General features: G+C 68.4%; 18 protein-coding genes. 11 read left to right on the top strand and 7 right to left on the bottom strand.

Annotated elements, in window-relative coordinates; all coding sequences use genetic code 11:
- Positions 1 to 55: 55 nt before the first annotated feature.
- Genes ACAM42_RS09510 through ACAM42_RS09500 form a run of 3 tightly spaced genes read right to left on the bottom strand, consistent with a single transcriptional unit; the run spans position 56 to position 8,159 of the window.
- Positions 56 to 5,674, bottom strand: coding sequence for an alkaline phosphatase D family protein (locus ACAM42_RS09510; protein ID WP_369631842.1), 5,619 nt, complete (start codon positions 5,672 to 5,674; stop codon positions 56 to 58).
- A gap of 29 nt (positions 5,675 to 5,703) precedes the next feature.
- Entirely contained in the window at positions 5,704 to 7,473 is a 1,770-nt protein-coding gene (locus tag ACAM42_RS09505) for an ATP-binding protein (protein ID WP_369632750.1), read from the bottom strand.
- A gap of 2 nt (positions 7,474 to 7,475) precedes the next feature.
- Positions 7,476 to 8,159, bottom strand: coding sequence for a response regulator transcription factor (locus tag ACAM42_RS09500; RefSeq protein WP_070061668.1), 684 nt, complete (start codon positions 8,157 to 8,159; stop codon positions 7,476 to 7,478).
- Positions 8,160 to 8,367: 208 nt separating this feature from the next.
- On the opposite strand from ACAM42_RS09500, the gene ACAM42_RS09495 reads away from it, so the two are divergent.
- Together ACAM42_RS09495 and ACAM42_RS09490 are read left to right on the top strand one after the other, a co-directional pair.
- Positions 8,368 to 10,080 carry a phosphatidylserine/phosphatidylglycerophosphate/cardiolipin synthase family protein gene (locus ACAM42_RS09495; RefSeq protein ID WP_369631841.1) on the top strand — a complete coding sequence of 571 codons (1,713 nt, stop codon included), beginning with the start codon at positions 8,368 to 8,370 and terminating at the stop codon, positions 10,078 to 10,080.
- A 168-nt stretch (positions 10,081 to 10,248) separates the two neighbouring features.
- Positions 10,249 to 10,629, top strand: coding sequence for a cupin domain-containing protein (locus tag ACAM42_RS09490; RefSeq protein WP_095946719.1), 381 nt, complete (start codon positions 10,249 to 10,251; stop codon positions 10,627 to 10,629).
- 128 nt (positions 10,630 to 10,757) lie between these two features.
- Here ACAM42_RS09490 and ACAM42_RS09485 read toward each other — a convergent pair whose 3' ends face one another.
- Positions 10,758 to 10,991, bottom strand: coding sequence for an ATP-binding protein (locus ACAM42_RS09485; RefSeq protein ID WP_082818010.1), 234 nt, complete (start codon positions 10,989 to 10,991; stop codon positions 10,758 to 10,760).
- A gap of 107 nt (positions 10,992 to 11,098) precedes the next feature.
- Between ACAM42_RS09485 and ACAM42_RS09480 the strand changes: the two genes are divergently transcribed.
- From ACAM42_RS09480 to ACAM42_RS09450, 7 genes are all read left to right on the top strand, one after another.
- A complete protein-coding gene (locus tag ACAM42_RS09480) occupies positions 11,099 to 11,377 on the top strand; it encodes a barstar family protein (protein ID WP_153284738.1) in 279 nt (92 codons plus the stop codon).
- 483 nt (positions 11,378 to 11,860) lie between these two features.
- Positions 11,861 to 12,331, top strand: a complete 471-nt coding sequence (locus ACAM42_RS09475; protein ID WP_369631840.1) for a hypothetical protein — start codon at positions 11,861 to 11,863, stop codon at positions 12,329 to 12,331.
- Position 12,332: 1 nt separating this feature from the next.
- Complete coding sequence (locus ACAM42_RS09470) at positions 12,333 to 12,590, top strand: hypothetical protein (RefSeq protein WP_369631839.1); 258 nt, start codon at positions 12,333 to 12,335, stop codon at positions 12,588 to 12,590.
- A gap of 69 nt (positions 12,591 to 12,659) precedes the next feature.
- On the top strand, positions 12,660 to 13,172 hold the full coding sequence (locus tag ACAM42_RS09465) for a DUF2262 domain-containing protein (protein ID WP_369631838.1): 513 nt from the start codon (positions 12,660 to 12,662) through the stop codon (positions 13,170 to 13,172).
- A gap of 483 nt (positions 13,173 to 13,655) precedes the next feature.
- On the top strand, positions 13,656 to 14,009 hold the full coding sequence (locus tag ACAM42_RS09460; protein ID WP_369631837.1) for a hypothetical protein: 354 nt from the start codon (positions 13,656 to 13,658) through the stop codon (positions 14,007 to 14,009).
- Positions 14,010 to 14,102: 93 nt separating this feature from the next.
- Positions 14,103 to 14,405 carry a YrhB domain-containing protein gene (locus ACAM42_RS09455; protein ID WP_369631836.1) on the top strand — a complete coding sequence of 101 codons (303 nt, stop codon included), beginning with the start codon at positions 14,103 to 14,105 and terminating at the stop codon, positions 14,403 to 14,405.
- A gap of 572 nt (positions 14,406 to 14,977) precedes the next feature.
- A complete protein-coding gene (locus ACAM42_RS09450) occupies positions 14,978 to 16,867 on the top strand; it encodes an integrin (RefSeq protein WP_369631835.1) in 1,890 nt (629 codons plus the stop codon).
- Between the two features lie 300 nt (positions 16,868 to 17,167).
- Here the strand turns inward: ACAM42_RS09450 and ACAM42_RS09445 are convergent, their stop codons facing one another.
- Positions 17,168 to 17,602, bottom strand: a complete 435-nt coding sequence (locus tag ACAM42_RS09445; RefSeq protein ID WP_369631834.1) for a VOC family protein — start codon at positions 17,600 to 17,602, stop codon at positions 17,168 to 17,170.
- A gap of 71 nt (positions 17,603 to 17,673) precedes the next feature.
- Here ACAM42_RS09445 and ACAM42_RS09440 point away from each other — a divergent pair, with 71 nt between their 5' ends.
- Positions 17,674 to 18,327, top strand: coding sequence for a dihydrofolate reductase family protein (locus ACAM42_RS09440; protein WP_369631833.1), 654 nt, complete (start codon positions 17,674 to 17,676; stop codon positions 18,325 to 18,327).
- A gap of 9 nt (positions 18,328 to 18,336) precedes the next feature.
- On the opposite strand, the gene ACAM42_RS09435 is transcribed toward ACAM42_RS09440, so the two are convergent.
- Positions 18,337 to 19,224: a LysR family transcriptional regulator gene (locus ACAM42_RS09435; protein WP_062472076.1), complete on the bottom strand. Its 888-nt coding sequence runs from the start codon at positions 19,222 to 19,224 to the stop codon at positions 18,337 to 18,339.
- Positions 19,225 to 19,488: 264 nt separating this feature from the next.
- Between ACAM42_RS09435 and ACAM42_RS09430 the strand changes: the two genes are divergently transcribed.
- Positions 19,489 to 23,034, top strand: coding sequence for an indolepyruvate ferredoxin oxidoreductase family protein (locus ACAM42_RS09430; RefSeq protein ID WP_369631832.1), 3,546 nt, complete (start codon positions 19,489 to 19,491; stop codon positions 23,032 to 23,034).
- A 25-nt stretch (positions 23,035 to 23,059) separates the two neighbouring features.
- Here ACAM42_RS09430 and ACAM42_RS09425 read toward each other — a convergent pair whose 3' ends face one another.
- Complete coding sequence (locus ACAM42_RS09425; protein WP_369631831.1) at positions 23,060 to 24,529, bottom strand: HD domain-containing phosphohydrolase; 1,470 nt, start codon at positions 24,527 to 24,529, stop codon at positions 23,060 to 23,062.
- Between the last annotated feature and the right edge of the window lie 146 nt (positions 24,530 to 24,675).

Below are 24,675 nucleotides of genomic sequence, written 5' to 3'. Positions count from 1 at the left end.
GGCCTGTCGATTTCGCGCGCCCGTTTCGCCTGCCGGCTGTCGCGGATCACAGGCCCTACTTGCGTGCGAAGCGCGCCGGCCCCTGCACCGTCCAGCCACCGCCGGCCTGATCGAGGTCGCGAAGGCACTGCGTGAGCCCGTCGTCCAGGTCGAGGGTGACGCCGAGCCGCCAATGCCCGGTGGCACCGCGCTCCACCTGCAGCACGGCGAAGCCGTTGCCGGTGCCCACGGCCGCCGTGACCATGGTGGCGCCGAAGGCACCCGGCACGGCGCCGAGCTCGACCTGGCCGTCGAGCCAGAACGCGTCGGGCCGCGCATTGACGAAGGTCCAGGGTGCATACAGGCCCGAGGACACGACCGAGATCACCTCCACCGGTCCGCCCGCCGCCTGCAGCCAGAGGCTCGACACGCTCGACATGTGGCGGTCGCCCGACAGCACCACCACGTGGCGCGCGGTGGTGTCGCGCAGCAGTTCGAGCAGCGCGCGCTGCGAGGCCGGGTAGCCGCTCCAGTCGTCCATCCCCAGGCGTTGTGCCGGGTCGCCGAAGACGGCCGCGCGCGGCATCGGGAACAGCGCCACCGGCGACACGATGAACTTGGGCAGTTCGGCGGGCGCAGCCTCGAGCCACTTCTTCAGGTCGCCCATGCCGGCCCCGGCCCGGATCGCCGCCTGGTCCAGCGGCGTGGCTTGCGCGTCCGTGCGCAGCGCCCGCCGCTGCCGCGTGCTGCGCGTGTCGAGCATGTAGAACGGAAAGCCGGCCGGCGCCATGCGGTAGTCGAAGGGACGCGGGTCGCGCTGCGGGCCGATGCCCCGCACCAGCTTGTGCTGCTGCGCGACGTAGCCGTCGAGCGCGGCGCGCACGGCCGGCGTTCCACAGGGGTCGGGGCCCGGCTCCCAGTCGTCCATCACCTCGTGGTCGTCGAGCAGCGGACAGGTCGGCAGCGAGGCCATCACCTGGCGCAGCGCCTCCAGCCTGAAGGTGAGCGCATAGGCCTGGCCGACGTCGTCGCCGCCGGCCGGCACGAAGAGCCCCGCGGTCTGGTCGACATACACCTGGTCGCCGGCCAGCACCAGCAGTTGCGGCTTGTGCGGCGGCGCGAGCACCTCGAGCCGCTGCGCGAGCCGCCGGTACGACGCCTGTGCGGGCACCCGGTCGACCAGGCCCGGCACGTACTGGCAACTGGCGAGCACGAAGCACAGCGAGGCCTGCGCGGGCTCGCCCTCGCGCTGCACGGCGCCGGTCCATGCGGGGTCGAGGCGCACCACGGCGCGCTCGCGCTGCGCGTCGGTGGCGGCGTCCAGCGTCTTCATCACCTGGTTGCGGATGGGCTCGATGGGTTCGTCCTGCGGCTGCGCGAACAGCCCGGCCGACAGCCTCCGGCCCAGCACCTCGAGGGGGCCGCGCGCCATGGGCAGGTCGTCGTGCGCCGTCAGCACCGCGAAGCCCTGGTAGTCGGCGAGCCGGTCGTCGAACAGGTCGATCTCCACCGCCTCCTGCAGGAGCTTTTCGCGCGTGGTCTCCAGGCCCACCATCCATTCGAAGTCGAAGCACCAGCGCCCGTCGCGGCGCCACGCAGGCACGAAGACCACGGCGCGCGCCGACACATGCGCGGGCGGCGGACGCAGCGCCAACCGGCAATGCAGCCGGCCCGCGTTGTCCGCCGACCGGCTCGCAAGGCCGAGCCACGGGCCGGTCCACGGCAGGCTGGCCCGCCAGTCGGGCGGCACCGGATGGCCGCGGCCGGGCTTGTGGTCGAAGGCCTCGAGAAACCGCACGATGTGCGGGAACACGTCGGTGCAGGCCTTCTCGCCGATCAGCGTGTCCTGATGGCCGTAGTCGCCGAGCACCAGCAGCTGGTGCGGGGTACCTTCGCCGAGGAACAGGTCGCCCCCGGAAGGCTTCGAAGCGTCCGACGGCTCCGGCAGCTGCGGAGGTTCCCGCGGCAGGCCTTCGTCCTTGCCGAACACGCGCTTGAGCAGCCAGAAGCTCTCGTAGGAGCCGCGCCAGTCGAACACTGCGTTGCGCTGCCCGTGCAGCATGAACACCGGAAAGCCGAAGCGCTGGCCGACCTGCTCGAAGCCCACCGCGTGGCCCTGTCCGCCGGCGTCGGTCAGCACCTCTTCGCGGGCGTAGTTGCCGACCTGGGCGAGGCCGCGCACCTTCACGAAGCCGTAGATCGAATCGAGCGCATCGAGCGTGTCCTTGCCGATGTTGTGCAGCCGCATGGTCTGGCCGAAGATGGCGTCGGCCCGGTGCCGCACGGCCGCGAAGCCCGGCGCCTCGCGCAGGCGCTGCGCCTCCCCGTCGTCGTCGGGGTAGGGAAAGGTCGCCAGCAAGCCGTCGACGAGCAGGCGCTTCATGCGCGTGAGCGGGGGTCGCGTGTCGAACTCGTCGATGCCGATGAACTGCTGCAGGTAGCCCGCCACATAGCCCCGGAAGCGGTTGAAGGCCGTGGCGCGCAGCAGCGGTCCCACCTGCGACAGCACCACCGCGCCGATGGACGCATGCAGCCCCGGCAGCCGCAGCACCGCCACGCTGAACATGGCGGCGCCGATGCAATGCGCCACCACGTCGACCTGGACGGGCGCCGCTTCGTCGGGTGTCGCATATGCCGCCTGCACGGTGCGCAGGGCGTCCGGAATGTCGGTCTCGGCCACCTCGTCGAACGACCAGTAGCGCCGAGGCCGGTTCGGGAAGCCGATGCTGGTGCGCAGGTCGAGCACCCAGACCTCGCGCCCGGCCGCGAGCAGGCTGTGCACCAGGTTGCCGGGGATGCTCCTGTGCGCGAAGGTGGAACCGCTCGCGCCGTAGCCGTGGATCAGCATCACGGGCCGCGTGCCCGCGCGGCGCACCGGCGGGTGGTAGCGCGACAGCAGCCGCGGCGGCGCGCTGCCCGGGCCCGCCGCGGTGACGAGCTCGACCGGCTCGGGCCGCACGCCGTACACCTCGCCCGGCAGGCGTTCCCAGTCGCGTTGCGGCGAGTCGGGTGGCGGCACGAAGTGCAACAGGTGAATGTGCAGCACGATGCGCAGCACCCACAGCGCCAACTCGGCCAGGTCCGCCAGCTGGTTGGGCATGTCCTGCTGGTGCTCGACGCGCAGCAGGGGTTGCAACGTCTCGACGAAGTAAGAAGGGTCCAGCACCAGCCGGCCCAGCGACTTCGGCGCATCGGGGCCGAGCTGATGCAGGTCGCCCTCGCTCAGCTGCCGCCACGGGTTGCCGCCTTCGACGAACGCGATGCGCTTGGTGAGCCGCAGCCGGTCGCCTTCCTTGAGCGGCGCGCCGTGCGCGATGCGCGCCACCGTCCAGTCGTATTCGATGAGGCGCACCTGCCCCAGGTGCGAGCACAGCGCCAGCAGGTCGGCCATGGCGAGGCCCTCGAAGACGGCATCGTCCTCATCGATCGCTCCGCCGGCCGATGCGGCGCGCGCGTCCAGCAGGCTTTGCACCAGCGCCAGCAGCTTCTTGCGGGCCAGTCCGTGGCTGCGCAGGATGCGTTCGATGCTGTCGCTCTTCTCGCGCACGAGCATCGATGCGGTGCCGGTGCAATGCGCGACGGGCGCGTCGTCGCCCTTGCCGAAGCGCAGGACCACCACCGGCTGGGACAGCACGCGCGGCGTCGCGCGCAGGGTCGGCACGTCGAACGGCTCGAATTCGACTTCGGCGCTCAGCGCGAAGGCCTGGCCGTCGATGTGCACGCGGCCCGTCATGCGCTCGCGCAGCGAGACGCGCGTGGGCGCGGGCGCGCGGGGACGGGTCAGGTCGCGGCGCAACGGGCGCTGCGACGGCGGTGGCTGCGGCGAACCCGCCAGCGCCAGGCCCCAATCCTCGGCCAGCACGGGCACCGCGCGCTCGGCCAGCGCGGCGATGGTGAGCGAGGGGTTGATGCCGAGCGACACCGGTACGATCGAGCCATCAAGCACCGCCAGGCCCGGCAGCAGCGACGGCACAGCAGAAGCACCCGCAGCGCCGTCGTAGACGCGGCCCCAGCTGTCGACCACGCCGCGCTCGCACCGGTCGGCCATGCGGCAACCGCCCAGCGGGTGCACGGTCAGCACCGAGCCCACGCCCTCCAGCTGGCCGACCAGGTCGGCAAGGCTGCCGAACGGCGGAATCGGCTTCCACAGCGGGTTGGGCAGCACGCGCCCGCCGAGCCCGCCCGCGCCATCGTGGGCCGCATGCAGGGCGCGCATCTGCGCCTCGAACACGGGCAGCGCGGCCACCTTCGGCCACGCCACGCGCACCTGCGCGTCGGCCAGCACGGCGCCCTCGCCGCCATGACCGACGAAGCCGATCTGGCCGACCGCCCCGTCGTCGCCCATCATTCCGTAGACCGGCGTGCGGCGCAGCATGTCGTCGTCCACGGCCAGCGGATCGCGCCCTTCATCCGGCGTGTGCAGGTCGAGGTCCATGTGCGCGAGCGCCTGCAGCGCGTCGGTGGTGGTCACCACCTCGGCCAGCAGGCGGCGCAGCGGCGCGGGAATGGCGAACTCCTCGATCACCAGCGGGCGCTCGCCCTGCGTCGCGCAGGTGCGCAGCAACCCGGTGATGGTCGGCCCGATGCCGCGCTGTGCCGGCGCCTCGCCTTCGGGCGCGCTGGACAGCGCTTCGTCGTTCTGCGCGGCCGCCACCGCGATCATGTCGCCGTTGGCCGAGAAGCCGCGGCCCACAGCCTGCGAGACGGGCAGGCCCGGGCCTCTGGAGCGCAGCAGCAGCTCGGTGGAGCCCAGCGTGCCGGCGGCCACCACCACCCGCCGCGCGCGCACCACGTAGGGCCGGGCGTTGTCGGTGCGTGCCTTGCGCCGGTCCGTGAAGAAGAACTCGACCGCATAGCCGTCCCCTCCCGGCAGGGCCGCGATGCGGTGCGCGGTGCCGCCGGTGAACAGGCGCGCGCCCCGTGCATGGGCCAGCGCGAGGTAGTTGGTGTCCAGCGATTTCTTGGCGCGGTGGTTGCAGCCGCTCACGCAATCACCGCAGCGCAGGCAGCGGTGCATCGCCACCTGGGCCGGCGTGCGCGTGCCGTCGGCGAAGGCGATGGCCACATGGGCCTTGCCGCCCGCCGCATGCAGCCGCGCGCCGGCCTTCAGCAGGGAGTCGAGCTTCGACACGCTCTCGGGGATCTGCTCCAGCGCCAGCATGGCCTCGGCCTTGCCGTAGCCCTGCGCGAGCGCGGCAAGGTCGAGGCCCCCGGGCCAGGCACCGCCCTCGAAGGCATCGGGCGTGGCGCGCTCCATCACCGCCGCATTGATGAGCGACCCACCGCCCAGCCCGCTGCCGAGCAGCGCGTTCACTTCGCCGCCCAGGCGCAGATCGAACAGCCCCGAGGCGTTGCCGCGCGCGGGCCGGCCGTCCTGCATGCTGAAGCGCACATGCCCCGGCAGCTCGGCGAAGGTGGCCGGAAATTCGCCCGGCAGGTATTCGCTGCCGCGCTCCAGCACGTAGACCTTGATCGGCACGGTGCCCGGTGCGATGCCGGGCGCTGCATCCAGCGACAACGCGCCCGCCAGCCGTGCCGCCGCCACCGCGCCGCCGTAGCCGCTGCCGATGACCAGCACATCGCAGTGCAGCGCGTCGGGCGGCGCCGCGGCGATCTCGCGCACCAGCACCTCGGCGCCCTGCGAGAGCAGGCGGTCGCCGGGGACATCGTCATCGTCGCGGCCACCGTCGTTCATATTCGGCTCCTCGCAGGATGGTCGCGGTTTCAGGAATGCTCGATGGCTGCGGCCAGCGCGCGGCCGAGCGTCTGGTCGTCGACAGGTTTGCGCAGCAGCGGCAGCGCCTGACGCCGCGCCGCTTCGACCACCGCCGGGTCGGTGTCGGCCGTGACCATGACGATGGGCAGCGCCGGCTGTGCGGAGCGCTGCGCGCGCAGGCGCCCGACGGCATCGAAGCCCGAGACGCCGCCGCCGAGCCGGCAGTCGAGCACCACCGCATCGGGCTCGTCGACCTGCGCCAGGGCCTCATCGAGCGTGGCGGCGGACAGCACGCGGCAGCCCATCGCGCCCAGCGCGTTGAGGTAGGCGCCGCGCACCATCGGGTCGTCCTCCAGCACCAGCACGCAGCGCCCGGCCAGGCTCCACGTCGCGCCGGCGCCGTCACCCTCTGAGCCATCGGCACCGACAGGCGCGGCGCGCGGCAGCCGCAGGCGAAAGCAGGCGCCCGCGCCGAGGCGGGACTCGAGCTCGACCGGCACGCCCAGCAGCTCGGCCATCCGCCGCACGATGCCCAGGCCCAGGCCATGCCCCGCGGCAGGCGTGGCGCCGGAGCCCGCCGAGTGGAGCTGGACCAGGTCCTCGAACACGAGCCGGTGGTTCTCGGGTGCGATGCCGGGGCCGCTGTCCTGCACGGTCAGCTCGACCCCGGCGTCCGATGCGTCCAATGGGTCCTGCGTACGGACCCGCACCTCGACCTGCCCGCCCGCGGGCGAGAACTTGATCGCGTTGTCCACGAGGTTGGCCAGCATGCGGCGCAGCAGGTCGGGGTCGGTGCGCACCGCCAGGCCGGGCGGACAGTCGGTGTGCAGCGCGACCCGGCGCGCCGCCGCCGCGGCGCCGAAGCTGGCCATCACGGCGGTCAACAGCCGGTCGATCTGCACGCGCTGCGGCTGGGCCACCACCACGCCGGCGTCGAGTTTCGAGACGTCGAGCAGCGCGTCGAGCATGGCGCGCAGTTGCTCCAGGCTGCTGTCGACCACCTCGACGATCGCGCGCGCATCGGGCGCCATCGCCACGTGGCGCAGCGCCCCCACGTTGAGCGCCATCGCCTGCAAGGGTTGGCGCAGGTCGTGGCTGGCGCCGGCCAGAAAGCGGCTCTTGTCGTTGTTGGCGCGCACCGCCTGGTCGCGCGCGATGGCCAGCTGCGCGCGCTCGAACTCCAGCGAGGTGGCCAGCGCCTGGTTCTCGGCGCGGATGCCGAACGACTCCTCGAAGGTCTGCAGGTTGCGCCGGGCAAAGCGCGTCTGCACGCCGAAGAACATCAGCACCAGCGCGGCCACGCCCCCGCCGAGCCAGCCGCCGGCCACCAGCCACATGGCGGCCGTGGGCACGAAGAGCAGCCCTGCGTAAGCCAGGAAGGCGGGCATCACGGTCGCGCTGGTGGACACGGCGCCCGCGCCCCAGGACACCAGGATCATCGTGAGGACCGCGTCCAGCGTCGGGTCGAGCCGGGCCATGAACAGCGCCGCGGAGCCGTTGCAGGCGCCGATCAGCACGTTCCAACGCACGGTGGCGCGCAGCCGCGCGGCGATGGGGCGGGCACGGTCTGCGGCCATGCGCGCGAGCGCGGCGGCGCGCCACTCGCGGCTGGCGATCACCGCCGCGAACCAGCCGAGCACCCAGGGCGTCGGCACGTCGCGCCAGACGATGGCCGCGACGACGACGGCGGTGAGCAGGATCTGCCAGCGCAACCCCACGGCCTGCTCGGCGACCACCTGCAGGCGCCGCTCGTCCAGATCGTCCAGCGCGGCCGGCATGCTCACGCAGCCTCGAGCGCCCATGCCGCCTGCGCGTCGAAGACGCGGCACATGGCATCGGTGCGGTTGCGCGCGCCCAGCGCCCGGTAGACCATCGACAGGTGCACCTTCACGGTGCCCTCGGCAATAAGCAGCTGACGCGCGATCAGCTTGACCGGCATGCCCCGCATCGCCAGCGCCAGCACCTCGCGCTGGCGCGGCGACAGCTCGACGCGCAGGAAGCCGGCGAGGTCTTCGCGCGGCAGCTCGTCGGGGTCGCGCGCGCGGGTCACGTCGTCGGCCAGCACGAACTCGGCCGGCAGGTAGATCTTGTGGCGCAGCACCACGCGCAGGGCGGCCTCCATGTCCTCGAGCCGGTACGACTTGGGAATGAAGCCGGCCGCGCCGGCCTCGATGACCTCGCGCACGCGCTGCGGCGAGCTTTCCGCCGACTGCATGCACACGGGCGTGGCCTCGAAATGCGCCTTCACGGCCTTGAGCGCCGCCAGCCCGGAGAGCTGGGGCAGGTGGTAGTCGAGCAGCAGCAGGTCGATGCCGGCGGGGTCGCGCTGGCAGGCCTGTTCGGCGTCGCGCACGGCGTCGAAATGGAAGGGGCGGCCGGGTTCGATCTCGGCGGCCATGCGCTCCAGCAGCAGGCGCGTGCCGTTCCAGACGATCTCGTGGTCATCGACCAGCAGAACCTTCATACAGGCCTCTCGTCTACGGTGACCCTCCCCGTCCTGAATGCAGATTAGCGCAAAGCCCCCCAAGAAGCGAGCGTGCGCACCTACACCAAAGGCCTAGTCGAATGGCCACGCCGGGGACTAGGCGCTGCGCGCAATGGTTGCGGCGGGCGCCGCGCGGAAAACTGGCTGCATCGATCGCCACTTCGCATCCGATGCACCGAGGTCCGCCATGAACACCCCCCAATCTCTTGCCGCGCTGCGTGCCGCATGGGAGCCCCTTGCGTGCCGCTTGTGCATCCTGGCGCTGCAGCATGCGGCGCTCGCCCGCTGGCTCTGCGCCACGGCCATGCTCGCCGTCTCGCTGCTGGCGGGCTGCGCCGCATTGCCCGGCGAGGTACCCCGTGTCGCGTCGCACGCGCGCACCGACCTCGGGGACAGCCCCCTGGCGCGCATCGCCGCCGCGTCGCTGCCGGCTGCGGACAGCGCGATGTCCGCGATGCCCGATGTATCCGGCGTGCGCCTGCTGCCCGGCGGCGATCAGGCCTTCGACGCACGCATCGCACTCGCGCAGGCCGCACGGCACACCGTCGACGCGCAGTACTACGTGGTGGCCCCAGACAGCGCGGGGCGGCAGTTCCTGCGCGAGCTGCGCGACGCGGCGCAGCGCGGCGTGCGCGTGCGCCTGCTGGTCGACGACCTGTACACGGGCGGAGACGACGAGATGCTGGCCGGGCTGGCCGCGCACGCCAACGTGGAAGTGCGCGTCTTCAACCCGCTGCCGGTGCGCAGCGGTGGCCTGCGCACGCGCGTGCTGCTGTCGCTGCACGAGATCGGCCGCGTGAACCGGCGCATGCACAACAAGCTCTTCATTGCCGACAACAGCTTCGCCATCACCGGCGGACGCAACATCGCCGACGAGTACTTCGGACGCAGCAAGCCGGCGAACTTCATCGACATGGACGCGCTGGTGGCTGGGCCGGCGGTGCGCGCGCTGTCGGCGAGCTTCGACGCCTTCTGGAACGGACCGTTGTCCTATCCCTTCGAAGCCATCGCGGCCGAAAGCGCCCCGGCAGCGGCTCCTGCGCGCGAACGCTTCGCCGCGCTGGTGCGCGACCTCGCGCGCTTCATGCCTGCTGCCGACGAACCCGATGCGCTGGGACGCGGCCCGGTCGGTGTGCAGCTGGCGCAGGGGCGCGTCGCGCTGGTGCCTGCGCAGGTGCGCGTGGTTGCGGACGCGGCGGTGCCAGGCCGTTTCGCTGATGATGCCGGCGGCAACGTCGAAGAAGCCGCAGCGCCCCAAGGCCGCGAGGGCGCGGTCATGGCCGCGAACCTTGACCTCTTCCGGACCGCGCGCTCGGAGGTGCTTGTCGTTTCGCCCTACTTCGTGCCCATGCCCCGCATGATCGAGGCCCTGAGCCATGCGAGCCGCGAGGGCGCGCGCGTGTCGCTGATGACCAATTCGCTCGCCACCACCGACGAACCGCTGGTGCACTATGGCTACGCGCGCTACCGCAGCGCGCTCTTGCAGATGGGCGCCATGCTGTATGAGCTGATGCCGGCCAGCGAAGCGCATCCCGCCTGGAGCGACACCGAAAGCAGCCGCGGCTCGCTTGGGCGCCTGCACGCCAAGCTCGCGGTGGTCGACCGGCGATGGTTCTACGTGGGCTCGATGAACATGGACCGGCGCTCGGCGCACTGCAACACCGAACTGGGCCTGATCGTCGACAGCCCCGCGCTGGCCGGCGAGCTGGCCGACCTGATCCAGCGCGTGCGCATGCCCGCGAGCTTCACCGTGAGCGAGGTACCTCTGCGAGGCGGCTTGCAATGGAGCTTCCTGCGCGACGGACGTCGCTGGGTGCTTAACCGGGAGCCCGAATCGAACTGGGCCCAGCGACTGCGCTGGTCCGTGCTGTCGCTGGTGGTGGACGAAGATTTTCTGTAACCCGGCTTACGCAAACTGCCACATGACGCTCTTCGAAAGACCGGCACTTCCGTGCAAGAAATAGATCACTGCACGCGTGGCCCAGGACTACCATTCCATCGTTCACGTGCGGTTCGGCACGAGACTGCCGCGGACTGTTTGCTCACTCGTGTCGCAAGGAGAGTCGCGATGGCAAGCCCGATGAACGTCAACAAGCTTCAGACGAAATCCCATGACGAACCGGATGAGGTTCGGGAGCCCGAGAAGACCCGGGTCGAAGTGGTCCGCCTCGAGGGCTACACGCTCGGACGCTTCAAGTTCGAGCCCGGGTGGCGCTGGTCGAAGTGCATCAAGCCGGTCGTGGGCACGGACAGTTGCCAGGTGGCTCACGTCGGGTATGCGGTGTCCGGCCGGATCACCGTGCAAATGAATGACGGCTCGCAGACCGTCATCGAGGAAGGCATGTCGTACACCATTCCGCCGGGCCACGACGCATGGGTCGAAGGCAACGCTCCGTTCGTCGGCCTGGAGATGATGAGCGCAGAGGAATTCGCAAAGCCCCAAAGCTGAGCCGGGGTAGAGGCCTCGGGAAGATACTTCTTCGGGATGGTCGAACGGGGCGTGGCACCCGCGACCGTCCGGCTCACGCGCCCGGGTCTGCGGATTGCCTGGGCGGCGAGCCGGACGCCGGGGGCGTTTCAGCCCTTTCGCATGGTGATCGCATGAAAAGGGCAAGTCACTGCGCAATCGCTGCAGCCCGTGCACCGATCCGCGTCCTGAAGCGTCGACAACTTCTTCCATTGCTCGACTTCGAGACTGAGAAGGTGAAGGTCGCACGCGGCGACGCACCAGCCGCAGCCCGTGCAACGCGCGGCGTCGACAACGGGCAGCCAACCGGGTCGGTGCGGGCGGCGAGGCTGATGTACGTCCATCTGTGATTCCAACGAGCCGTATCGGTTCGGAAGGTAGCATGCTGCTGGCTCCAGTCGGCCAATAGCAGACTTCCACCTCGTCCCCTCAATTTCGAACGTCATGAGTAATGCGTGAATTCATCATCGACTGCAGTGAGTTCAACGACGAAGCAGATTTTTGGGCAGCCTACCTGTCGACGACACAACCGGAGGGTGCACAACTCTTTGGCCGCAATTTCGACGCGCTCTGGGATGCACTGAGCGCGGGGGGACCAGGTTGGCCTGGGGAGTGCGTGCTCCGCTTTGTGAACACCGACGTCCTGCGCCGTTGGCAGGACGGCAATTTCTATCGCACGCTGCAAAAAATTGCGCTCGATTCGAAGACCATCGCCATCCATATGGACTAGATTTCAGAGTGCCGCGAAGCATGACGCGTCGCGGCCAGAACCCGACGCTCACAATCCGGCTCCAGTTCGTTCCCCAGCAGTCATACGATCAAGCCCAATATATGCCCGGTGCGAAGGTGATAGTTCAGTTCGTTGCCGCGGAAGTTAGCGGTCGAACGATGCCCGCGTACTTGACCCGAAAGTACAGACCTCATTTTCGCGTCGGTAGTGGAGAGTACTTGGGGATGGTCTTTTCGGGCGATGAATCCAGCGAGCCGATTCAGCCCGGAATTTGTACAGATGCTGAGGTCGCGTTCATCTATGCACCCAATGTCGACTACGGGGATCTGGTCGTTGGATCACAATTTCAGATCTTAGAAGGTGCAAGGATTGTCGGAATCGGCGTAGTCAGTGAGTTGGTTCCTTGAAGGTCCCATCGCGGCCACAACCAGTCGTTCACTACGGCTCTTCAATCTGAGATGTAGTGGGTGAAAGTGAGACCGCATGATTTCGAACTATGAAGAGGAGGGGAAGATGAGCGCGATTCCTGGCTGGTCATTGCTGAAGCGAATCTTGCTTGCCTTTTTTGTCGCTTTTGTCGTTTACCTGTTGATGCTTTTCGTTGTCGGGCTTGCGTCAATTCGCAACCTCTATCCGGACGATCCGACGATAAAGCTGCTCCTCCTTTGCCTGGGAACAAATGGAATTTCTTCTTGCAGTGGAGTTCTTGCAGGCTCAGCCCGGCTCTTTGACCAGCGATTGAAGGTGGCAGTGATCATCGGTGCTGTTCTGTTGGCCTATGACGTAATCAGCGTCATCGCATTGGCGGCGACCGGACGTTTGTCGCTCGACACTTCGTCTGACGCCATTTGGTTCTCGGTAGCTTGGGCTTCTGGCATCGCTGTCGCGATACTGGTGCGTGCTTACCGACCTTCGATCGTCGTTGACCGCGTTGGAGCTGGTCAGCAGTCATAGCTTGCTCCTGGCCACGTCCAGTCGCTCGCAACTCGACTCAAAATTCGAAAACGCGGCCGGATATATGAAGGGAAAGTATTCCCCCAGCACGAAGCTCGATCTCGCACTCGGCTTCATCGACGGCATTCTTGGGCTTGGCCTCCTTTCAGGAGCTGCCTTGGCGGCGATCATTGGGCAGGTCGTCCTAGGGGCCGTCTTGATCGTCCTCGCTGTTGGCATATTTTTGAGGTTCAAGCGTCGACGAGTTCGCAAGTCATGACGGTCGGCCTCGGCCAGAAGCGGCCGCTCGAAATAATGCTGACCGTTCGCTTTTAGTGAAGGATTCGCGTTGTTTGGACTGATAAAGAAGAAGCCTCCATTCGTTCGTCTGGACGCCGTTGACCATCCAATTTTGGGTCGACTTGAGTCAAGCGAGAAAGTCTCAGGCGTTCTGGGAGGCGCAGTCACGGTGGGCGGCATGACAATTGACATCAGCGTCGCTCCGGATGGAGACCCAATGGAAGCCGCGCTCGCTTTAGCGGCGGATGCAGTCTCTATGCTTGCGGAACTTGATGTTCGCTGCAGAGCACTTGTCGCTGCTGATTTCTTGACGTCATACAACAGTGAGTGGCGGTTTGGCGCGGTTCTAAAGGCCGATGGCAGAACCGAGGAGTTCGAGAAGCCGCTCCTCACCGAGGCGCAATTTGTCTCAGCGCTCACCCCAGTGGCGCTTGATGTAACGGGTGCCAAGTTGCTTTCTCTCTCCTACACGGCCGGAGAGATGTTCTGGGGACATTGGGTCTGCATCACCTCGTTCGACGGCCTGACCTTGACCGACACGAACGTTGAACTGCAAGGCTGAGGGAAGGTCTGCTTTTCGTCGGGATGTACTTCCGCTTGGGGCCCTTCGCTGCGGAAGCCCGACCGGCTACAGTCGGCCAAGAGCGGCCCTCCGAGCCCAGATCAGAAGCATGAAGAAGTTCAGACACCATTCGTACTTTGCCAAGCCGCGCCAAGAACAGAAGCACCTGTTTCCGCACGTCTGTTTCTCGTGTCATAAGTCCTTCAAGAAGCCTATGCGAGCGCTCCCTAGGCTCTGCCCGCAGTGCCACGGCCCCATGGTAATGCTCAGTCGCAAGTTCTCAGCGCCCAGGATGAGCGACGTTGATCAGTGGTGCAAAGTCGAGTATCTCGTCAGCCATGGGTTCCGCTTTCAATCCATCCGCGAACAGCCCAGTGGGCTACTCGTGCAATATCCTGCGACTTTGGCCGATGCGAAACTCTTCGTCGAACGACACGCCAACCGGGTCCGGTAGCAGCCAAAAGCGGAAGTAGAAGAGCACTCATGACCAGCGAAGAACATATCGAGGGCTTAGAAGGCTGGTTCCAGCCTTGGAACGAGCACGATTTGGCGGCTCGACCGCTCTTAAAGATCGGTGGGACATACACCATCTACACGGGAAGTCTGACCGAAGGTGAGGTCGCAACTCTGGGCAGGCTGCTTCTTGGATTGCCGGGGGCACGGCCAGGCTCGATGGGCTTCTTCAGTGATTCTTCTGACGAGCCATGCTTAGAAGCGTCGTTTGAGCCATCCGGCATAACCATTGAGGGCCAGGCGTCGCCGGAGCAGTGGACTGCATGGGACATAGCGTTCAGAACCGCCGTCGAGAAAGCCAAGCTGCCGCGCTTCCCCGCGTAGAGGCATAGGTCAACTTGGGGCCGTGTGGTGCCGACCGCCAGTGGGCTACATTCAGCCATAAGCAGACCATCCAAATGACAGGCGTCCAATAGCATGATCACGAAAGAGGAAGCTCGACAGCTCGTTGCTGAATCTGTTTGCGGAAGGGTGGAGTGGCTCCCAGATGATGACGAGCTCATTCTTCTTGACGAGCAGACCCTTGAAAAGCCTTGGGGGTGGGTGTTCTTCTACACCTCAAAAAAATGGCACGAGACGCGTGACGTGCGCTACGCGATCGCAGGCAATGCCCCGATCCTTGTTGAAAGACGGACTAGCAAGCTCATCGCTACCGGAACCGCAATGCCTACTGAGCGCTACATCGGGAATTACGAGCGAACCGGCAGTCCACACGGCTAGCAGCCGGTCCCAAGGTGGTGCTTCGTGGTGCGGTTCAACCACGGTGTCGAATGGCCGCTTTCGGCGTGCGTGGCCGGCCGCTTTGGGCCCTGAGCCGACCTTGGCAGCGCTTCAAAGCCGACGTTTTCTCGAGAGCCAAAGAAATTCTTGAGCGGGCGAAGCATCCCCTGGTAAGGCTTCGCTGTTGGCGAACGGGCAAAAACGGCGGCGGGCATGAGACTTTAGTCCAATGCGCTCCCACCAGCGCGTGCTTAGGATCGCGCCGGTCTGCATCCATCAAGGCCCCCATGCGCTCGTCCCTTTCTCTTCATCGGCTTGCGCTGTCCAGTATCTGGAACGAGGCGCTGGCAGCGTCCGCCCTTGCCACCCATTGCTCACGCCGTCTCTGGACCTGCTGGCAAGGTCGGCGCTCGGCGGCCTCGGCCACGCTGCTGACGGCGACGCTGCTCGCCAGCTGCGGCGGTGGGGACCATCGCGGTTCAGCCACTGGGGCCGTACCTCCTTCGACTGTAGGCACTGCACCGACAGCGCCGCCCACTGCAACCTATGCCATCGGCGGCACGGTCAGCGGCTTGGCGGCACCCGGCCTCGTGCTGCAGAACAACGCGGGCGACGACCTGGCCATCGCGGCCGATGGCGCCTTCCGCTTCACCACGCCGGTGGCCAGCGGCGCGCGCTACCAGGTCACCGTCTTCGCCCAACCCGAGGGCCAGCTGTGCGCGGTGGTCAACGATCGGGGCCAGGCGGATGCGCCGGTGAGCGACGTCGCCGTGAGCTGCCAGGGCGTGGCGGTGCCCGTGCCGGCCAGCGCGCCGGCCGACCTGGCCGTGGGCTATGCAGCCCAGCGCTACGACTTCAGCTGGAGCCCGGTGGCAGGGGCAAGCTACTACCAACTGCAGGAAGACCCCGACGGCGCCGGTGCGGCGAATGCCAGCCAGGTCGGCGCCAACGTGGGCGTGACCACGCTGCAGTACACCGTGGCGCTGCACCTGCGCCTGAACGCCAGCTACACCGTGCGGGCGTGCAACGCGTCGGGCTGCGGGCCGGCCTCGGCCGCGCTCGTGCCCGACCCGGTCAAGGCCATCGGCCACGTCAAGGCGTCCAACGCCAGCGTTGACGACCTGTTCGGCATCAGCATGACCTTGTCAGGCGATGGCACCACGCTCGCAGTCGGCGCGCTCCGGGAGGACAGCAACGCCACCGGCATTGGAGGCGACCAGTCGAACGACAGCGCACAGGGGGCCGGCGCGGTGTACGTGTACACCCGCGTGAACGGCGCCTGGGTCCAGCAGGCCTATGTGAAAGCCTCGAACACCGATGCAGGGGACAACTTCGGAATGAGCGTGGCGCTCTCAGCCGATGGCGCGACGCTGGCGGTCGGTGCGCCCGCCGAGGACAGCGGCGCCTACGGCATCGATGCCGACCAAGCGGACAACAGCGCGACCGACACCGGCGCGGTGTACGTCTATACCCGTCGGAACGGCATCTGGGCCCAGCAAGCCTATGTGAAAGGCGCGAGGACGGCGGGCAGCCGCTTCGGCAGCAGCGTGGCGTTCTCTGCCGATGGCGCGACGCTGGCGGTCGGGGCGCCCTCTGAAGCAAGCGGCGCGACCAGCATTGACGGCGACCAGCTCAACAACAGTGCACCCTACGCAGGCGCGGCGTACCTGTACGCCCACCGCAACGGCACGTGGGTCCAGCAGGCCTACGTGAAGGCCTCGAACACCGATGCAGGGGCCAACTTCGGAATGAGCGTGGCGCTCTCAGCCGACGGCGCCACGCTGGCGGTCGGGGCGCCGTCCGAGGACAGCGGCACCTCGGGCGTCAAGGCCGGCGGGTACGCAGACCCGGACAACAGCACGTTCCCCGCAGGTGCGGTGTACGTGTACGCCCGCACGAACGGCACCTGGGCTCAGCAGGCCTATCTGAAGGCGTCCAACCCTGCCAGCGTGATTTTTGGCCTGAGCGTTGCCCTCTCGGCTGACGGCACCATGCTGGCGGTCGCGGCACCCGGCGAGGTCAGCAGCGTCACTGACATCGATGGCGACCAGGGGGGCACCCGCGTGCGTCCGGCTGGCACCGTGTATGTGTTCAGCCGTGCAGATGGCAGCTGGGCCCAGCAGGGCTACGTCAAGCCCCCGACCACGAGCGCCGATCGATGCTTCGGCATGGGCGGCGTGGCCCTGTCGGCGGATGGCGCCACGCTGGCGGTCGGGGAGAACTGCGCACGCGCCGGGTTCTTGAACCTCCGTCTCCCAGGTGCGGCGTACGTGTACACGCGCACGAGCGGGGCTTGGGCCCAACAGGCCCGCCTGGAGGGCCCGGACGCGAGCACTGGCAGTGCCGGGTTCGCCGTCTCCCTGGCGCTCTCGGCCGACGGCGGCACGCTGGCGGTCTCGCAGCCTGCAGAGCCCAATTCGGGCAATACCGCCGGCGGCAGCTACCCGGTTCATTTGTACTGAGAGCAAGAAGCAGAGCGCAGGCGTTGACGGACGGGTTGGCGCCTCGCCCCGCGCTTCTTCCTGCGCGCCGGCAAAAGACGCCGCGCGACGACAGCCCCGCGCCACCTGGTGGACGTGAACTCCGACAGCTGCGCACTGCGTTCTGGATGTTGTTGCATACCTATCGCGCCTGCGCAGCGCCACGGCGCCACGAACGCGACCTGTCGACATCTGCGACGAAGGACTGCGCAGCCATTGCTGCATGCGTGCAACGCCCCTGTTGCCCGCTTGCCGGGCGGCAGGGGCTCTTTTTTTTGAGCCTCAGCCGAACTGCTCGGCAAGCCCGACGATGATGCCCTCGGGCCCCCGGGTATAGGCGAGCCGGTAGGAGGTCTCGTACTGCATCTGGCCGATGAGTTCCGCGCCATGGGCTTGCATCCGCGCAACGACCGCATCGATGCCATCGACGGCAAACATGATGCGGCGAAGACCCAGGGTGTTCACTGGCGCATTCACGGGCCCGAACCGGACCGCATCCGGCGTGTGGAACTTGTCCAGTTCGATTCCCTGCCCATCGGGCGTTCGCAGCATGGCGAGGGTGGCCCGGACATCTCCCAGCCCGATGAGGCTGCCGACAGCAGGCCCTTCCACCGTGGTCTGGCCCTCGAGCTTCAGGCCCAGCGCGACAAAGAACGCCTTCACCGCTTCCAGATCGTCGACAACGATCAGGATGTTGTCCATTCGCTTGAGTGTCATGTCCTTCGGCTCCTCTTTCAACGGTGTTGCAAGGTCTAAACTGCGGCTCCGCTTTTGCAGGAGACAACCCCATGCCTCGATTGCTTGTGCGCAGCTTCGGTGTTTCGCTCGATGGCTTCGCGGCCGGCCCGGACCAGAGTCTGGCGCATCCGCTGGGCGTTCGCGGCCCTGAACTCATGGACTGGTTCATGCCCACGCGTGTCTGGCAGCAGATGCTTCAGACGGGCGAGACAAATGGCGAGACCGGCATCGACAACGAGATGGCCGAGCAAGGCTTCGCCGATATGGGGGCCTGGATCCTCGGGCGCAACATGTTCGGGCCGGTGCGCGGTCCCTGGCCCGACGAGAGCTGGAAAGGCTGGTGGGGCGACGAGCCTCCCTACCACGTGCCGGTCTTCGTGCTGACCCACCATGCCCGCCCACCACTGACGATGCAAGGCGGCACCACCTTCCACTTCGTCACCGGCGGCATCCATGATGCGCTGGCGCAGGCACGGGCCGCCGCGGGTGAGCGTGACGTGCGGGTGGGCGGTGGCGTGGCCACCGTGCGCGAATACCTGAAGGCCGGCCTGATCGACGAACTGCACCTGGCCTTGCGGCCGGTGCTGCTGGGCCAGGGGGAAGCGCTGTTCGCAGGCCTGGATCTGCCGGCGCTGGGCTACCGCTGCGAACGGCAGGTGGCGGGCGAGCGCGCCATGCATGTGTTCCTGCGTCGCGCCGAATGAACCCGCGCCCTACGGCATCCCTCTCGCCAGCAGATGGTCCACCAACCGACGCTGCGGAAAGCTCAACGCCTCCTGCCGCGTACACAAGTACATCCGTCGTGAAGCCCACGCATCGGTGAGGTTGATGAAGCGCAGCTTCATCTCCTTGCGGTAAGTCACCGCCGCTCCCTCGGGCAGGATGCCCACGCCCATTCCCGCTTCGATCATCCGGCACACGGCCTCGAAGCTCTTCACGCGCACACGCAGGCGCAGCACCTTGCGTGCGCTCATCGCGGCGTCTTCCATGGTGCGGGAGATGGCCGAGTCGTCTTCGAGTCCCACGAAGTCGAAGTCGAGCAGTTCTTCGAACGACACCTCGCGCCCGCGCCACGGATGCTTCTGGCGCACGATGGCCACGAGCCGGTCGGTGCGGTACGGAATGAAGTGCAGCGCCGGGTCGACCGCCTCGCTGGTGATCACGCCCACGTCGGCCTGGCGGTCGCGAATCGCTTGCACGATGTAGACGCTGCGGTGCTCTTCCACGCTCACGCGGATCTCGGGGTAGCGCAGCCGAAAGCTCGCCACGTCGTCGGGCAGGAACTGGCCCATGGCCGACGCGTTGGCATGCAGCCGCACGCGGCCGGTGGCGCCCTGCGCGTAGTCCGACAGGTCGGCGCGCATGCGGTCCACGTCGCGCAGGATCTGGCGCGCATGCATGGCCAGCGACTCGCCCGCGCCCGTGGGCGTCACGCCCTTCGAGGTGCGGTTGAGCAGCCCCACGCCGAGCTGGCTCTCGAGGATGGCCAGGCGCCGGCTCGCGGCCGACAGCACCATGTGGCTCTCGGCGGCCGCCTTGGACAGGCTGCCGTGCTCAATGGCGCGCAGGAACAGCGCCAGCGAATCCAGGTCGGGTCTCATCGGGTCCTCGGTCGATCGGGCGGACATTGTCGGGCCTGCGCGGTTGTGGACGCATGACCGAAGGCCTTTCGGCGAATCGACGGCGGCGGCGATGGTTCTTCCGGAATGCGGGTTTCCCCGTCGAAACGAAGAAGCACTTTCGGGCCGGGGTGCGAAAGAATCGTCGCTGTCTCGGCGGCAACCCCGACGAGGCGTTTCGCGGGCCGGCCCTCTACCGGGGCCACGCCCGCATTCCACGAGTCCTACCCGGAGTCTTTTTTTCTCATGGCAACCCACGAACTCGCCAGCGTTGCGCTGGACGACAAATACACGGCCACCGAAGGCCGGATCTACCTGAGCGGCATCCAGGCGCTGGTGCGTCTCATGCTCGTGCAGAAATGGCGCGATCAGCAGGCCGGCCTGAACACCGCGGGCTTTGTCTCGGGCTACCGCGGCTCGCCGCTCGGCGGCCTGGACGAAGCGCTGTGGAAAGCCCAGCCGCAGCTCGAAGCCAACGCCGTCAAATTCCTGCCTGGCGTGAACGAGGAGCTGGCCGCCACCGCCGTGTGGGGCACGCAGCAGGTGCACCTGACCGGCGAGAGCGCGGTCGATGGCGTGTTCGCCATGTGGTACGGCAAGGCGCCCGGCGTGGACCGCTGCGGCGACGTGTTCAAGCACATGAGCCACGCGGGCACCTCGCCCAAGGGCGGTATCCTGCTGGTGGCGGGCGACGACCACGGCGCGTCGTCGTCCACCCTGCCCAACCAGAGCGATCACCTGTTCGCCGCCTCGATGATCCCCATGCTCTATCCGCAGAGCGTGGAGGAATACATCGAGCTGGGCCTGCACGGCTTTGCGATGTCGCGCTTTGCCGGACTGCCGGTCGGCTTCAAGGCGCTGGCCGACACGGTGGAGTCGTCGGGCTCGATTGCCGCCGGCGCGCTCGACGTGCACACGCGCCTGCCGAAGGACTTCGCGTTCCCGCCCGGCGGCGTGCATGCGCGCCTGTCGACCGACACGCTCGGCGTGCAGGCACGCAAGCAGGAAGCGCTGATGCAGGACTACAAGATCTACGCCGCCATCGCCTACGCGCGCGAGAACCGCCTGAACCGCGTGACCATCGATTCGCCGCAGGCGCGGCTGGGCATCGTGGCCTCGGGCAAGTCGTACCGCGACGTGCTCGAAGCGCTCGAAGAACTGGGCATCGATGCCGACGAGGCCGCGCGCATCGGCATCCGCCTGTTCAAGGTGTCGATGCCCTGGCCGCTGGAGCCCGACTCGATCCGCGAGTTTGCCGACGGGCTCGAAGAAATCCTGGTGGTCGAAGAGAAGCGCCAGATCGTCGAGTACCAGCTCAAGGAGCACCTGTACAACTGGCGCGAGAACGTGCGCCCGCGTGTCATCGGCAAGTTCGACGAACAGGGCGAATGGGGCGCGCACCCGCGCGGCCAGTGGCTGCTGCCGGCCACGGCCGATTTCTCGGTGGCGCAGATCGCGCGCGTCATTGCCGGGCGCGTGGCGCGCTTTCACACCAGCGACCGCATCCGCATGCGGCTGGCGATCCTCGACGCGAAAGACGTGGTGCTCGGCAAGGCCGTGGCCACGCCCTCGCGACCGGCCTGGTACTGCGCGGGCTGCCCGCACAACACCTCGACCAAGGTGCCCGAGGGCAGCCTGGCGCTCGCGGGCATCGGCTGCCACGTGATGGCCACGGCCATCTACCCCGAGCACAACCGCACCACCACGCACATGGGCGGCGAAGGCGCACCGTGGCTCGGGCAGGCGTGGTTCTCCAAGCGCAAGCACGTGTTCGCGAACCTGGGCGACGGCACCTACTACCACTCGGGTTCGCTCGCGATTCGCGCGGCCGTGGCGGCGGGCGTGAACATCACCTACAAGATCCTCTACAACGACGCGGTCGCGATGACGGGCGGCCAGCCGGTCGACGGGCCGATCACCGTGCCGCGCATCGCGCACCAGGTGGCGGCCGAAGGCGTGAAGCGCATCGCGCTGGTGGCCGAGGACCCGACGCGCTGGGCCGACCGCAGCCTGCTGCCGCCCGACCGCGACGGCCTCTTTGCGCTGAGCGTGCACCACCGCGACGACATGGACGCGGTGCAGCGCGAGCTGCGCGGCTTCGAGGGCGTGTCGGTGCTGATCTACGACCAGGTGTGCGCGGCCGAGAAGCGCCGCCGCCGCAAGAAGGGCGAGTTTCCTCCCGCCGCGCGGCGCGTGTTCATCAACGACGCCGTGTGCGAAGGCTGCGGCGACTGCGGCGAGCAGTCGAACTGCACCGCCCTCCTACCGAAGCAAACCGACCTGGGCCTGAAGCGCAGCGTGGACCAGAGCGCGTGCAACGCCGACGAATCGTGCATCAAGGGCTTCTGCCCGAGCTTCGTGACGGTCGAAGGCGTGAAGCCGCGCAAGCACGCCCCCGTGGCCGTGAAGGCCGCCGAGGAGCCCGCCCTGCCCGCACCGGCGCCGCTCGCGCTCGAAGGCATGCACAACATCCTGATCACCGGCATCGGCGGCACGGGCGTGATCACCATCGGCGCGCTGATCGGCATGGCGGCGCACCTCGAAGGCAAGGGCGTGAGCGTGCTCGACATGACGGGCATGTCGCAGAAGAACGGCTCGGTCACCTCGCACGTGCGCATCGCGCGCGACGCGGCGCAGCTGAAGGCGCAGCGCATTCCCACCGGCGAGGCCGACCTGATCCTGGGCTGCGACATGCTCACGGCCGGCGCGCCCGACGCCATCGCGCGCATGCGGCCGGGCCGCACCTACGCGCTGGTCAACACCTTCGAACAGCCGACCGGGCACTTCGCGCAGCAGCCCGACTGGCAGTTCCCCGCCGCGCAGGTGCGTGCGCTCATCGAGGAATCGGTCGAAGGCCGCGCCGACTTCATCGACGCCACGCAACTGGCCACGCGCCTCATGGGCGACGCCATCGCGGCCAACCTGTTCCTGCTGGGCTTCGCGTTCCAGAAGGGGTTCGTGCCGCTGTCGGCGCAGGCGCTCGACAAGGCCATCGAGATCAACGGCGTGGCCGTGAAGGCCAACCAGGCGGCGTTTCGCTGGGGCCGCAAGGCGGCGCTCGACCTCGCGGCCGTCACGCGCCAGGCCGCGCCGGCGCAGGTGGTGTCGCTGCAGAAACCCCAGAGCTTCGAAGCGCTGGTGGCCGACCGCACCGCGTTCCTCACGGCGTACCAGAACGCGGCCTACGCGCGCAGCTACGCGGACCTCGTCGAACGCGTGCGCGAGGCCGAACAGCGCACGCGCGGCAGCACGGTGCTGGCCAAGGCCGTGGCCTCGGGCCTGTTCAAGCTCATGGCCTACAAGGACGAGTACGAGGTGGCGCGGCTGTATGCCGACCCGCGCTTCATGGAGAAGCTCGGCGAGCAGTTCGAAGGCAAGCCGGTGCTGCGCTTTCACCTGGCACCGCCGATGCTGGGCCGTCGCGATGCCGAAGGCCGCGCGGTCAAGACCAGCTTCGGCCCGTGGATGCTCGGCGCCTTCCGCGTGCTCGCGAAGCTGCGCGGCCTGCGCGGCACGGCGCTCGATCCGTTCGGCCGGACCGCCGAGCGCCGCATGGAGCGCCAGCTGGCTGCCGACTACCGCGCGATGGTCGAAGACCTGCTCGCGCGCTTCGAGCGCATCGACTTCGACACCGCCCTGTCGCTGGCGCGCCTGCCGGAGCAGATCCGCGGCTTCGGGCACGTGAAGGAAGAAAGCATCGTGTCGGCGCGCGTGCGGTGGGAGATGCTGCGCGGGCAGCTCGACAGCGCAGCGCCTGCGCGGGCGGTTCGGCCGGAGCCTGTGGCCGCTTAGTCGATGGGACGGCCGGCGCGGCCCGCTACAGCAGGCCCCTGGCAGAGGCCTTCAGCGTGGCGGCCGCGCGGGTCGAGCAACCGAGCTTGCGGAACACGCGTTCGACGTGCGTGCGCACCGTGCTCGCACTGATGCCCAGCGCACGCGCGACCTGCTTCGTGTTGTCGCCCTGGCTGATGCAACGCAGGACGTCCAGCTCGCGCTGGGACAGTGACGCGTCGTCCTGCACAGGCATCGCGGGCTTCGCAGGCGTGCCCGAGAGCGCGCAGGCGAGCAGCGCGCCGACGACCTCCGCGTCGAAGCGACCGGCTTCGGCGTCCGCCTGCATGCGATCGCGCGCCTGGGCGTCGGTCAGTTCAGGTCGCCACGGGCGGCGGGTGCGGTGCGACACCCACTGCTCGGCCGCCGCGACGACCTGCCCTTCGAGCGGCATCGACGCGCCGGAGCGACCACGGAAATAACCGGAACCATCGCGCCGCTCGAAGGCGAACGAGGCGATCTCTGCTTCTGCCGCGAGACCGTCGATCTGCCCCGCCGCGCGGGACGTCCAGTACGGCACGAGCCGCAGGCGCTCCATCGACGCGGCCGGCAGCGGCTCGGGCGCATTCCAGATGGCGTTGGGCACCGCGGCCCGCCCGATGCCGTGGATCAGGCCGGCCCGGTGGATGCGATGGCACATCGCTTCGCTCATGCCCAGCTGGGCGCCGCAGTCGCGCGCCAGCCGGGCCACGCGCCGCGAGTAGCCCGTCATCCACGGCAGCTTGAGGTCGCTCACGTCGCCGACGAGTTCCAGCCCGACGCGCCGACGCATCGACACCGGCGGGTCGGCGGCATCGGTCCACGGCGCGGGCGACGCATCCAGCCGCGTCATCCACGCCACAGCGTGCGGTGCGCAGGCGTCGACCAGGAAGCCGGGGTAGAGGCTGTCGGCGCGCCCCCGCGCGAGCGTGAGGGCTTCGTCGAGCCCGTAGAGGCGGCTGAAGATCTCGAGATCGCTCGCCAGGGCCACGACGTAGGTGGCCAGCGGCACGCCCTCGCCCTGCAGCAGGCCGGGGACGCCGCTGCCGTCGAAGGCCTCGAAGACGGCGCGCAGCGCGGCTTCGGCCTCGGGCCCCAGGCCGAGCATGTTCGCGATGTCGCCGGCAATCTCGCAGTGGATCTGGGCCATCGCCACGACGGCCCCGGGGATGGACGCCTGGTGGGGCTGGCGCATGCGCGGTTGCGCGGAGGCCAGAAGGGCTCGCCGGCCCAGCACGTCGTCTTCCAGGAAGTCCGCGAACTCCTGCGCGTTCGCCGTGCAGCCCGACCAGCGCAGCAGCGCGACGTGTTGCGCGACCTCGACCTGCGCGGCGTTGCAGCCGGCCTGTGTCGAAATCATGCCGGCCAGCCAGGCGGTGCGCAGCGAATGGTCGATGGGCTGGCCCATGCTCAGGTCGCCGATGAAGGCGAGCGCGCGGGCCGCGTCGAAAGCGGTGAGGGTGGTGTCGTCGGGCATGGGATCGCGGGGGCGAGCGCACAGCATCGCACAGCCGCCGGTTCAGCGCGTGTCGGTCATTCGACCGATACCGGGGTCCGGGGGAACGCAGAAGAATCGTGGCACCCGCCTCGTGCGAGGCGCGCCCCCTCCTCCTACCTCCCCCC

Source organism: Variovorax sp. V35 (assembly GCF_041154465.1).
In the GTDB taxonomy this organism is placed as follows: domain Bacteria; phylum Pseudomonadota; class Gammaproteobacteria; order Burkholderiales; family Burkholderiaceae_C; genus Variovorax; species Variovorax boronicumulans.
The sequence above is the reverse complement of the archived record's forward strand: the minus strand, read 5'-3'. Positions and strand labels throughout refer to the sequence as shown.